Origin of the sequence: Pseudohongiella acticola, assembly GCF_001758195.1 — a bacterium.
Taxonomy (GTDB): Bacteria; Pseudomonadota; Gammaproteobacteria; order Pseudomonadales; family Pseudohongiellaceae; genus Pseudohongiella; species Pseudohongiella acticola.
In genome coordinates this window covers 2481815-2494243 of sequence record NZ_MASR01000001.1, presented here as the reverse complement: position 1 = coordinate 2494243, position 12429 = coordinate 2481815, and the positions used below count along the sequence as shown (strand labels likewise).

13 protein-coding genes are annotated in these 12429 nt (G+C 54.5%); 9 read left to right on the top strand and 4 right to left on the bottom strand.

The window, feature by feature from the left end; all coding sequences use genetic code 11:
- Window positions 1-2 precede the first annotated feature (2 nt).
- From PHACT_RS10790 to PHACT_RS10775, 4 genes are all read right to left on the bottom strand, one after another.
- Window positions 3-980, bottom strand: coding sequence for an aldo/keto reductase (locus tag PHACT_RS10790; RefSeq protein WP_245730706.1), 978 nt, complete (start codon window positions 978-980; stop codon window positions 3-5).
- Between the two features lie 31 nt (window positions 981-1011).
- Window positions 1012-2220, bottom strand: a complete 1209-nt coding sequence (locus PHACT_RS10785) for a Gfo/Idh/MocA family protein (RefSeq protein WP_070117776.1) — start codon at window positions 2218-2220, stop codon at window positions 1012-1014.
- Window positions 2221-2249: 29 nt separating this feature from the next.
- Entirely contained in the window at window positions 2250-3965 is a 1716-nt protein-coding gene (locus PHACT_RS10780; RefSeq protein ID WP_083264519.1) for a solute:sodium symporter family transporter, read from the bottom strand.
- Between the two features lie 100 nt (window positions 3966-4065).
- The gene (locus tag PHACT_RS10775; RefSeq protein ID WP_070117774.1) at window positions 4066-5118 is read right to left on the bottom strand and encodes a hypothetical protein; all 1053 of its coding nucleotides are present in this window, start codon (window positions 5116-5118) and stop codon (window positions 4066-4068) included.
- Between the two features lie 260 nt (window positions 5119-5378).
- Between PHACT_RS10775 and PHACT_RS10770 the strand changes: the two genes are divergently transcribed.
- The 9 genes from PHACT_RS10770 (at window position 5379) to PHACT_RS16350 (ending at window position 12427) form a co-directional block, all read left to right on the top strand.
- On the top strand, window positions 5379-6545 hold the full coding sequence (locus PHACT_RS10770; protein ID WP_083264518.1) for a S1 family peptidase: 1167 nt from the start codon (window positions 5379-5381) through the stop codon (window positions 6543-6545).
- A gap of 124 nt (window positions 6546-6669) precedes the next feature.
- Complete coding sequence (locus PHACT_RS10765) at window positions 6670-6870, top strand: PLDc N-terminal domain-containing protein (protein ID WP_317622262.1); 201 nt, start codon at window positions 6670-6672, stop codon at window positions 6868-6870.
- Window positions 6871-6877: 7 nt separating this feature from the next.
- The gene (locus PHACT_RS10760; protein ID WP_070117771.1) at window positions 6878-7201 is read left to right on the top strand and encodes a thioredoxin family protein; all 324 of its coding nucleotides are present in this window, start codon (window positions 6878-6880) and stop codon (window positions 7199-7201) included.
- 63 nt (window positions 7202-7264) lie between these two features.
- Window positions 7265-7624: a DUF4112 domain-containing protein gene (locus tag PHACT_RS10755; RefSeq protein WP_070117770.1), complete on the top strand. Its 360-nt coding sequence runs from the start codon at window positions 7265-7267 to the stop codon at window positions 7622-7624.
- Window positions 7625-7695: 71 nt separating this feature from the next.
- On the top strand, window positions 7696-8199 hold the full coding sequence (locus PHACT_RS10750; protein ID WP_070117769.1) for a hypothetical protein: 504 nt from the start codon (window positions 7696-7698) through the stop codon (window positions 8197-8199).
- A gap of 139 nt (window positions 8200-8338) precedes the next feature.
- The gene (gene coxB / locus PHACT_RS10745) at window positions 8339-9406 is read left to right on the top strand and encodes a cytochrome c oxidase subunit II (RefSeq protein ID WP_169819443.1); all 1068 of its coding nucleotides are present in this window, start codon (window positions 8339-8341) and stop codon (window positions 9404-9406) included.
- 58 nt (window positions 9407-9464) lie between these two features.
- Window positions 9465-11393: a cytochrome c oxidase subunit I gene (ctaD, locus tag PHACT_RS10740; protein ID WP_070117768.1), complete on the top strand. Its 1929-nt coding sequence runs from the start codon at window positions 9465-9467 to the stop codon at window positions 11391-11393.
- 18 nt (window positions 11394-11411) lie between these two features.
- On the top strand, window positions 11412-12050 hold the full coding sequence (locus PHACT_RS10735; RefSeq protein ID WP_070117767.1) for a cytochrome c oxidase subunit 3: 639 nt from the start codon (window positions 11412-11414) through the stop codon (window positions 12048-12050).
- A gap of 5 nt (window positions 12051-12055) precedes the next feature.
- The gene (locus tag PHACT_RS16350; RefSeq protein ID WP_070117766.1) at window positions 12056-12427 is read left to right on the top strand and encodes a hypothetical protein; all 372 of its coding nucleotides are present in this window, start codon (window positions 12056-12058) and stop codon (window positions 12425-12427) included.
- The last annotated feature ends 2 nt before the right edge of the window (window positions 12428-12429 follow it).

Below are 12429 nucleotides of genomic sequence, written 5' to 3'. Positions count from 1 at the left end.
CCTCAATCATATATGGGGTAAAAACGGCCGAAGGCCTGCTCGCAGAATGTACCCGGATCATTGAACCGGCGATTCCTGTTCAGCTCCGAAATGGCGACCATATCGTCGTCGCTGAGCTCGAAGTCAAATATCGCCAGATTTTCCGCCAGACGTTCGACGCGGGATGTTTTTGGAATCACAGCCGTGCCGCGCTGAACACCCCAGCGCAGCACAACCTGGGCCGGCGTACGCTGTACGCGCCTGGCAATATCCAGCACCACCGACTGACCCAACACGGATTCCTGTTGACTGGCCATTTCCAGTTCAACATAGGAGCCTGCGCCCAGTGGCGAGAACGCCGTGACTGCCAGCTCGTAGCTCTGCGCAAGCCGCACCAGCCGCGCCTGTGTCAAATAGGGATGTGACTCGATCTGCAGCATGGCGGGCTTTATGCTGGCATAAGCCATCAGATCATGCAGCAGGGCGCTATTGTAGTTGCAAACACCGATGTTGCGAACCAGTCCTGCCTGCACCAGCGCTTCCATCGCGCGCCAGGTTTCAGACAGTGGCACCGGATCGACCACCATCTCTGGGTTGTCATCATCCGGGTTAAATATCCACTCCGGCGGATACCGCTCCCCAATCGGCACATACTTTAATGCGATGGGAAAATGCACCAGATACAGATCCAGATAATCAACACCCAGGTCGGCCAGCGTTTTTTCGCATGCCTCTCGTACATGCTCCGGACGATGAAAGGTATTCCATAATTTTGACGTCAGCCATAAATCCTGTCGCGTGCACAAACCCTGTTCAATCGCCTGGCGAATGCCATCGCCGACTTCAGCTTCATTGCCATAGTCGGCAGCGCTATCCAGGTGACGGTAGCCTGCCTTGATAGCCTGGCAGACCATACCGGCTGTGTCGCTCTTGTCTATTTTCCACAGACCGAAGCCCACTGCGGGCATCGCGTCCTGTTTTACGCTAATATTTTCGCTCATGCTTTATCCAGAAAATTATTATAAGTTTACGTTACAGCCTGACCGGCGGTTGCTGACCCTGTAAGAAATCATCAATACTTACCGCCTGACCTGTTGCGATGGAATGTTGCGCAGCGCTGGCGACAATCATCGACCACAGCCCCTGCTCTACGGTGGCACATTCTACTGCCTTGCCGTCCAGCTGATCCATCAGAGCGATATGTTCAAAATAGGTAGCGCCATGATGACCACTTTGTTCAATTAACGCCGGGTAGGAAAGCCCGGTACGTCGCGACGCGCCGTTCTCTCCCAGCTCAACCTGTATTGAAGCCTGCGTTGGCGCCTGCGCATGAAAGTCGAAACGCTCGTTCGTCAGTAATCTTCCTTTTTCGCCGACAACGATCATCTCTTCGGAGAAGTCAGGGCAGAACATATTCAAGGTAAAGCTTGCCCGGATTCCATTGGCATAATCGATACAGACAAAGGCATGGTCGTCAATATCGGAATGCGCGCCGTGTTTTTCAAAATCCAGAAAATTGACAGCCCGTCCACCACTGGCATAAACCCGAATTGCCCTGGATTCGGCCATCAGGTTAATCAGATCGAAATAGTGACAACATTTTTCCACCAGGGTACCGCCGGTATTGCTGTTGTATTTATTCCATTGACCAACCTTGTCCAGAAATGGCGGGCGGTATTCACTCATGCTGATGGTATGTATCCGGCCCAGGCTGCAGCGACTCCTGGCTTCATGGAATGCCTCTCGGTACTGCGCCTTGTAGCGGTACTGCAGTCCAATCTGCACAAATGCACTGTGGCTTTCAACGGCGTCCCGTAATGCCACAGCATCGGCCATGGTGGTGGCCATTGGTTTCTCAAGAAATATGGGTTTGCCGCTGGCCATTGCCACTTTCAGAATCGCCAGATGGGTGAAATTCGGAGTGCAGATCATCAACACATCAGCATCCGGATCGTTACAGGCTGATTCCAGATCGGCGTAGCGCCTTGGCGTATCGTTGCAAAGCGCGGCATGAGCATCAATGGCGGCATCCATGCTCTCCGGTTGCGTGTCGAAGATGCCTAGCACCCTGGCCCGGCCCAGCAGCACAGCCACGCGCATATGCTCCTGCCCCATGGTGCCGGTGCCAATCACTACCAGGTTGTAACGCGGCTTCTCCTGACTGTATAGATAACGGTCAGCCTCTGTAATATGCCGCTGATTCACCGAGTTTTCAAAAAATCGTAGCCGTGCTTTGCTCATACCAAAAACCGTATTCTGTTAAAAATCATTCAGGACAGCGTTGACGCGTGGTGCGGCGTTTTGACCATCTGTCGTGCCCAGATGCCAAGGTTGACCAACATCAGCAGCACCAGCGACGGCCAGAACGCCGCACTGAGCCCGCCCACCAGACCTATCGGCGAGAACAGCAGATACAGCGCCACCACACAGGATATCAGGGTTACCGCACAGGGTACCGCGAAACGCCACGGCGTCAGATCCAGCAGTTGCCGGGGTTGATACGACCAGTCCTCGCTGCGCGGGCGCAGCCAGCCAGTTACCAGCATGATCGTCACCTCAATGACAAACAGTATCGCGTAAACATGCAGAAAGTGAATAGTCACGTCGTCATCAAATACAAAGCGCAACAGGCCGTAGGCAATCACATGAAACACAATCGCGATCTTGGCTCCCAGTGCGGGCACCCGGGTCGTAAACAGGCCCACAATCACCACGGCGATTACCGGGATATTGTAGAAGCCGGTAAACATGCGGATCAGTTGCCACAGCCCTTCCGGGGCATACTGCAACAGCGGCGCCACCGAGAAGGAAAACAGGGCAATGACAATGCTGGCTATTCTGGCAACGCGCAGCATGGTCCTGTCATCCACCGGCTGTTTCTTAAGAGGCGCGTAAACATCCAGGCAGAACAGGGTCGCGGCGCTGTTCAACAGCGAATTAAAGGAACTGAACACGGCACCCAGCAGCACTGCCAGGAAAAACCCGGAGGCGTAAACCGGCAGCACATCACGTACCAGTCTCGGATACGCCAGATCGATAGTGCTTAGACCGGGCCCGTACAGATGATAGGCGATAACGCCCGGGATCATCATCAGGAACGGCACCATGACTTTAAAAAAGCCGGTAAACAGCACGCCTTTCTGCCCTTCCGCCAGGTTCCTCGCGCCCAGCGTGCGCTGGATGACATACTGATTGGTGCACCAGTAGAACAGATTGGCCAGCACCATGCCGGTGAACAGGGTCCCGAATGGCGTCGGATCACCTGGCCCACCAATGGCATTGAGCTTTTCAGTATCAGTGCTGGTGATTGTGGTCAGGCCGGCACTGACACTGCCGTCGCCCAGCGCCGCCAGACCCAGCACTGGCACCGCGATACCGATAATCATCAGGCCAGCACCATTGAGCGTATCGGATATGGCAACCGCTTTCAGGCCGCCAAATACCGCATAGAGACTACCCGTCAGGCCAATGGCAAAAATTGTTAACAACAACGATTGACTGTAACTGATACCCAGCAGACCCGGCACATCAAACAACTGCATTACCGCAATGGAACCGGCGTAGAGCACGGATGGTATTGTCACCAGCCCGTAACCGACCATAAACAGGATTACTGAAAGGCGGCGAACGCCGTCGTCAAAACGGTTGTTGAGGAATTCCGGCAGCGTACTGAAAGCACCGGCCAGGTAGCGTGGCAGGAAGATGAAAGCCATGCAGATGGTGGCAAACGCAGCGGTAACCTCCCAGGCCATGCTGCTGAGATTGAAACCGTATGCGGAGCCGTTAAGGCCGATGAGCTGCTCTGCTGACAGATTAGTCAGCAGCAGGGAGCCGGCAATGAAAATGGCGCCCAGCCCGCGGCCGGCCAGGAAATAACCGTCCTGGGTACTGACCTCACCGCGGGTTTTGATGTATGAGATCCAGGCCACCAGTGCCATGAAAAACGTACAACTGAGTAGAGTTGCTAACAGATCACCGGTTTCCACGAGTCACTCGACAGCTCTTATCGCTAAAAGACGACTCGCAGGGATACCCTATTCGGCACGCCGGGTCAAACATAAGTTGCCCGGCATTGGTCAGGTTTCATCAATCCGCGCTGGCTTGCAATTTGCCGCCCTCAGCCGATGCCATCAAGTCCAGTATACGTTGCGTGACCTCGGGTTCGAGACCTTCCGTATGCCCTTTGTCCAGACGTACCACATCCGCCACCACGCGGCCATTGCTGCACGCAGGATAGGTGTAAACATCTGCCGTACCCGGCGCAGCTTCGCGACCCCAGACCCGATAACCGGCACGACCGGTGTCATAGACCCAGCCCGGGCGGGTATCAACCACCTGGCTGTGCTCTCGCGCCTCGCACTGGTAGCGCTCGGCCCAGGGCGACTCATCCGGCAGGTTCTCAATCTCATATTCACCGATGGCAAAAATATGAGAGAAGTTGCAATCCGGCAAGGTTTCTTCAGCACTACCACGCGGCCTTGACGGTGGTGGTGAACCATCGGCCAGATGTGGCCCGAAGCTGTCAACAAATGGCGCCTGACCAATACGCCCGCCTGACAGACTGAGCATGCCGTCAACTTTGTCAGCAAAAAATTCGCTGCACACCAGTCGGCGAGAGGTCATTCCGCCCTGGCTATGACCCGCCAGCCAGAAGGATTTGATGTTTTCTGCACCAAAGGCCTCGGTAACCTGCTCGGTAATTGCCTGCAGGTAGGCATCATCTGTTTGCGGTGTCCACACGCGCACGCCATTGCCGCCGCCCATCGAGGCCGAGCCGGCTGCGCTGGGTGTTGCCACCACCAGCCTGTATTCTTCCTTGTAATCCATAACCGGAAAATAGTGGCGCTGCCAGTTGGCAATGGAGCCTGCACCGTGAATATTGAGGACGAACATCACATCCTCGCCCGGCTGCAGATCACACGGGTAGTCCAGGTAATACTGGCGACCACTTTCAGGTTCAGTCACATTGCCGGGCGCCCCTGTTTTTGCAGCACAATCGCCATCCGCGCAATGCGCCGGCGGCGGCGTTTCACATGCCACTCCCAGCACATCAGCTGCCAGTGCAACCTGGCCGACGAGCAACATAAACAAGGCGATCACGCTTTTCTCGCCCCAGTGACTCTTCTTTGTTTGACGCATAACTCTCTCCTTTGCCATGAATTGATGTCGATTCCATATGCCTACTCTACACACGGGAGCAACTAGAGGGCAGCAGTAAAAAGTTGGACGGGGTGAATCCTGCGATTAAAGTGGTCAGTATCTGGAACTAAATCCACAATATCACCAGAGTTTTATTGACCGGCTTAACATTAATGGAGGACTATAGATCACCACCCATTAATTCTGGCCTATTTTACTAACATTCCTTACGCACTGCCGCCGGCAGGGAGACAAGACCTATGAAACCAACGTACCTGGCAGTTGCCCTACTATTCTGTTCCTCTGTTGTCTCCCTTAATGGACATGCTCAGCAGCAAAGCCGGATCATCAATGGCAAACCTGCATCGACGGCAACTTACCCATGGATGGCGAGTATATTCATACAGGGCGGCAAGGACAGTGACAACGGCGGTGGCTGCGGTGGTAGTCTGATTGCCCCTGATTGGGTATTGACCGCAGCACACTGTTTCCTGAATCAGGCCGGAGATGCCGTCGCCGACGACCCCGCCTCGCTGACCACAGTGACACTGAATTCCAATAACATTGTTGAGATCGAGGCCCGCGCAATTGAACGTGGTGCCAAGCGCGTGATTGTCCACCCCGACTACCGACCCGACCCCGCTACCAGCGCCAATTCCAATGATTATGATATCGCGCTTATTGAGCTCAGTTCTGCAGTCAGCCTGACACCTGTTCAACTATATACCGGTGCCCTGCCAGCGCACCTGCAAACAGTGGTCGCAGGGTGGGGGGCTACAGTTGGCGACGGCACGGTGGCCTCCGACAGCCTGCTGCAGACACAACTGCTCAGCACCACAACCGCGGCCTGCAACGCGGCTCATGAAGGGCTGATCACTTCCAACATGTTTTGCGCTGGCAGTTTTTCAAATCTTGATACATCTGACACCTGCCAGGGCGACAGTGGTGGTCCACTCTTTGTCAATCTTGCCCAGGGCGCCATGCAAATTGGCATCACCAGTTTCGGTGGCAGTGAAACCGCCAATTGTGGAACACCTGGATCACCGGGTGTCTACGCAAGCATTTCAGCACTGTTCAGCTTTATCAATACCAATGCCACTGGCATGACAACGGTGAATTCCCTGGCAGATATTCAGTCCTCGGGAAACATCTTTGATGGTAGCAACGAACTCGTCACAATCCCCAAGGTCTATGTCGGCAGTCAGAATTTTTCTGTCACGCTAAAACACACTGGGAATCTTAATTTTTTCCTGGCGAGCGCAGACGAAAACACGTCGGATGATCCCAATGCCATTCCCTCCTACTTTGACGGGGCCAATGACGTCCTGATCCTGCCGCAGGTCAAAGTAGGCCTGGAAACCTTTAATGTGAAACTGCGCCATCTGGGTGACTTCAAGTTTGCGGTGGAAACTGCAGATTCTATCTAGCTGTCGCAGATCCTGTCTGTATGATCAATGTCGATGCACGATACGGGCAATCAGGAGAATATTGTTATTGTCACGATCCTGCAGTAACCTGAAACATCAGTCACAATGACTTTACATCAGGAGGATGGAAGCGATGGGTATTGAAATTACAGGTATTCTGGGTCTGATCTGGTTATTGATCGTTATCTGGGCGGTACTTCAGGTAGCGCAAAGTTCAGCGGGAGGCATGGCTAAATTGTTATGGATCCTTTTTCTGCTGTTCCTGCCCGTACTCGGTTTCATTTTCTGGCTGCTGATGGGACCAAAGTCATCAAAAGCAGGCTGACGCAGAAATGACATCAACCCCGCAATACAACGCCAGCGCCCCTGAACCTGACGACATTGAGCAGACGTCAGGGCCGCTGGTTCTTGAATTTGGCACCAACTGGTGTGGCCATTGCCAGGCTGCTCAGCCGCTGATTACCAGCGCTTTTGCTGATCACGCGTCCGTTCAGCATCTCAAAATCGAAGATGGCAAAGGCCGACGCCTGGGTCGACTTCATAACGTCAAGTTGTGGCCTACGCTGATCTTCATGCGCGACGGTCAGGAGATAGCCCGGCTGGTCCGCCCAACTGACCGAGAGAATATCCGGCGCGCGCTCGATCAGATAAGCTGACAACAACTGGCTGTCATCACCAATGCCAACAGATGATTTTTCTGAATTCCCGGAGCAGTAGCCATGTCATCAGATTCCCGCTCCAGCGCTGAATCCCTCAGCCGATTGATGGACTCAAGCGTGCGCCTTCCCGGAGGCTTTCGCATCGGACTGGACGGCATTGTCGGTCTCATCCCGGGAGTTGGGGATGCCGCTACCGGCCTGGTTTCTTTATGGCTGTTGCGCGAAGCCCACCGGGAAGGCCTGCCCAAGAGTGCTTTAATCAGGATGGGTGGCAACATCCTGATTGATACCACGCTTGGCGCCATCCCTCTGGTCGGCGATGCCTTTGACTTCTTCTGGAAATCCAACACACGCAATTTGCGTATAATCGAGAAACACCGGTCAAAGCTTGACCAATCAATCCCTCCGCGCCAACCGTAGCGGCACAGTAGGCCTCCGATGCTTTATAATTTCGGGAATTCCGGTAATAGAGCTTAGGCGGCAACGATAATATGAGCATCAAAGTAACCAACTGGCTCAATCTGGCGACCAGCATAGCCGTGATTATGGGCATTCTGTTTCTTGGCGTGGAAATCCGTCAGAACACGGAAATGATGAAATCGCAGACACGCGATTCCATCTCCGAAAAACAGATGATGTTCTCCGAATGGGTCGCTACAGAGGCTGACCTTAGCAATACCATCGCCAAGGTCAACGCCGATTTGCCGTTGGAACCGGGGGAACGCATCATGCATGCTTATTTCCTGGCAGGCGTGTGGCGCGAATGGGAAAACTCTTATTACCAGTACCAGCAAGGTCTGTTCGATCGTGAAGAGTTCGATCCCAGGCTGACGCGTTGGCGAGCGACCATGAGCAATGAAACGGTGCGACTGAACTGGGCCGCGACCCGACAAAACTACTCCCCGACATTCCGCGCGGTGGTTGACTCGATTGTGGAAGACTACGCTCCGCTGCAACGCGCGCAACAGAACACCGAGGAAACGCCTGTTCCCTGAATCGGGCCACCACCAGTCATAGACGCGTCATGCTGTGATTAGACAATCAGCCTCTCAAGCGTTATCTTTAAGACAGTGAATCATGCACCCGAGAAGCTGCGGCTGTGTAAAATGCGTCGCTGTGGCTGGAATGGAAACAGTGAATCAGTTTATTGGCAGGATGCTGACTAACAGAATCAATCCGGTACACCAGATCTCACACGCTGGTCTCTGGCTGGTGTTATTGTGCGCGCTATCGTCAGGCGCCCTCGCCCAACTCTCCACTGACACTTCACTGTCACAATCCGCGCTACACCCTGCAAGTTCTCAGGCTCAGGACATCGAACTGCTGTGGTGGATCATGTTCTGGGCCAGCGTCATTATTTTTACCGCCGTCATGGCACTGCTTGCCTGGGGACTGTTGAGCGGTCGACGACGCCCCTCAGTGCTCAGCAGCACCGCCAGCATGCGCTTTGTACTGGTCGCTGGTGTGGCGATTCCCGCTCTTGTACTGTCAGCTCTGGTAGGCGGCAGCCTGATGCTGGGTCGCAGCATCGCGTCCACCCCTCCGCCCGACGCGTTGCAGGTCAGGGTGACAGGCTGGATGTGGTGGTGGGAAATCGAATATCTGGACGACAACGGCGAGGTCGTCGCTACGACAGCCAATGAAATGCATGTTCCGGTCGATCGACCGGTGGCCGTGGAACTGGAATCGGGTGATGTCATACACAGTTTCTGGGTGCCCAGACTGCAGGGCAAGACCGACATGGTGCCCGGCAAAACCAACAACAGCTGGTTTACCGCAACGGAGACAGGCGAATTCCGCGGCCAGTGTGCCGAGTTTTGTGGCCTTCAACACGCTCTGATGGCGTTTGTTGTGATCGCACAACCAGAGGCTGAATTTGCCAATTGGCTGCAGAGACAGGCCAGCCCTGCCAGCGCACCGGAAACTGAAGCCGCGCAAAATGGGCTGGCCGTTTTTGAGCAGAATTGCGGCCAGTGTCATCGCATACGCGGCACCAATGCCATTGGCAACCTAGGCCCCGATTTGACTCATGTTGCCTCCAGAAGCACACTCGCCGCCGCCACATTGCCAAACAAGCGCGGACATCTGGCTGGCTGGATAAGCGATCCGCAGCGCATCAAGCCGGGCAATAACATGCCTCGCACGCTACTTAGTCCGCAAGAACTGGATCATCTTTTAGTATTTCTGGACTCACTTGACTGAATCGGGTCTGACCTAATAAGCGCCATGTCGCTCAGTTAGCTGACAGGGAGACACTGACTTGCAGAGCACCGCAACATACGATCATGACCCGGCATCGACGCAACTGCTGTCGCGCACCTGGGAATCACCCCCTGGGGTCCTGAACTGGTTCACTCATGTAAACCACCGGCAGATCGGGTACCGTTTTGTGGTTACCTCTTTGGTGTTTTTTGCGCTGGCCGGCGTATTGGCGCTGATTATGCGACTGCAATTGATCAGCCCGGAAAATACTTTGTTGGGCCCGGATCTTTACAACCAGCTGTTCACCATGCACGGCACCACTATGATGTTCTTTTTCGCGGTTCCGGCGATGGAGGGGCTGGGCATCTACCTGGCACCATTGATGATCGGCACCCGAGACATGAGTTTTCCCCGTCTCAATGCTTTTGGTTACTACGTCTACCTGATTGCCGGTATCGCGCTGTATACCTCCCTGTTTCTGGGCATGGCACCTGCGGCTGGCTGGTTCAGTTATGTGCCGTTGGCCAATATCGCGTTTTCCGAAGGCCGGGGCATGGACTTCTGGACCACCATGATTACCTTCATTGAAATCTCGGCACTTGCGGCAGCCGTCGAGCTCATTGTCACCATACTTAAACAGCGGGCACCGGGCATGACGCTAAGCCGCATGCCGCTGTTTGTATGGGCGATTCTGGTGATGTCGTTTATGATCGTATTTGCCATGCCCACGGTGATGGCAGGCAGCGTTCTGCTTGCGCTCGACCGTGCTTTCTTTACCCAGTTTTTTGTTGCCGCCGGCGGCGGCGATCCGCTGCTATGGCAACACCTGTTCTGGTTCTTCGGGCACCCGGAAGTCTACATCATCATGGTGCCCGCGCTGGGCATCATTTCCAGCATCATCGCCACCTTCACCCAACGCCCGATCTTTGGCTACACCGCACTGGTGTTATCGCTGGTGGCAACCGGGTTTGTCTCGTTTGGCCTGTGGGTTCACCATATGTTTACCACTGGCCTGCCGCACCTTGGGTTAAGCTTTTTTACCGCCGCCAGCGCCATGATTGCCATACCCACGGGTGTGCAGGTTTTTTGCTGGATCGCATCCTTGTGGGGCGCCCGTATTCGATTCGCCACGCCCATGTTATTCATTCTCGGATTCTTTGCCATTTTTGTTATTGGCGGCCTGACCGGTGTGATGGTCGCCTCCATTCCATTCGACAGTCAGGTTCATGACAGCTACTTTGTAGTCGCTCACCTGCATTATGTACTCATAGGCGGGGCAGTTTTTCCGTTCTTTGCCGGGCTGTATTACTGGTACCCAAAAATGACCGGGCGACTGATGTCAGAACGCCTGGGCCGGTGGAGCTTTGCCCTGATTTTCATCGGTACCAACCTGACCTTTTTCCCCATGCATCAGCTCGGTTTTGAGGGCATGCCGCGTCGGGTGTATACCTACCTGGCAGACATGGGCTGGCAGGACCTGAACTTTGCCATAACCCTTGCCGCGTTTGTGCTCGGCACCGGTTTTCTGTTGACCCTGATTAATGCCGTGATCAGTCGTTCACGTGGTGACCTGGCCGGCTCCAATCCCTGGCAGGCCGAGACTCTGGAATGGGCCACCACCTCGCCGCCGCAGAACTACAACTTCCGCCACCTGCCGGTGGTATCCAGCAGAACTCCTTTATGGGATCAATCGGACGCCGACAGGCTTGAATGTGTCGCCGGATTGCGCGCAGACCGGCGTGAGTTGTTAGTAACCACGCTTCTGGAAGCGCGTGCCCAGAGCGTGCTGATTATGCCGAACCCAAGCATCTGGCCGTTCCTGCTGTCGCTGGCGGTGGGTTTTGGGTTTCTGGGCTTCATGTTTGAACCCTGGCTTTTTGTTGTAGGGTTTGCGCTGAGCTTTTTCATGATTGTTGGCTGGTTATGGCCAAAAAAACCGTGGCTGGATGGCGAGCAATCATACGACCAGTCACACGATCAATGTTAGCAGCGCCAGGAGAACAGTATGTCTACAACTGAGCTGAATGACTCACGATTCAGTATTGATGCTACTGATCTTAGCCGGTTCCACAGTGGCACCGATGCGCCCATCTGGTGGGGCATTGTTGGCCTGGTATTGATCGAAATGAGCGTGGTGGCCGCGTTTGTTATCAGCTACTTCTATCTTTTGATGAGCAATCCGCAGTGGCCACCGGCAGACTATCCGGTGCCCGAACTGATGCTACCAACAGTGTCGCTGGTTCTTCTGTTGATCAGCTGTGTCACCATGTATATGGCAGGGAGAACGCTGAACAAGGGTCAGGTTACTGCGTTTGTTCTATATACCGTCGCATCGGTGGCGCTGGCGTGCGTGGTTCTGGTTATTCGTTGGCAACAGTTTCAGGATTTTGAGTTCAGCCTGGATCAGCACGTTTACGGCTCACTGGTCTGGACCATCTCTGGCTTTCATTTTCTTCACGTCGTTTCTGCCGCTATTGGCACCGCCGTGGTTGCCATTCTGGGCATGATGGGATTTTTTAGCAGCACCCAGAGAATTGGCGTGGTAGTGGATACACTGTACTGGAATTTTGTTGCCCTGGCCTGGATTCCTTTTTACCTGATCCTGTATTGGGTGCCACGACTAACGTATACGGCAGGAGGGTAAGTATCATGTCACCTGCCCCCTCATACAGGCACGCCGTGAGTAACCGTCGGCTATGGCTCAGTGCCTTCGTACCGGCACTGGCATGGGCCCTGCATTTGGCCGTCAGCTATGGGCTGGTGGAGCTGTATTGCTACCAGTTTACACGCATGGGGGATGCCGTAGCAGTATGGGCGCTCAGCGCCGTTACCTTGCTGACATTAGTGGCCGCATTCACCGGCACCCTGTTCTGCTATTGGAACCGCCGAATCATTCTGAACAGAACGGAGGCGCATCGTGGGCTTTTCATTGCGACCTCCGGCGCGGTACTTGGCGTATTCATGATAGCCACGATATTGATGCAGACATTGCCAGTCATAATGGTGCCGCCATGTATCTAGGA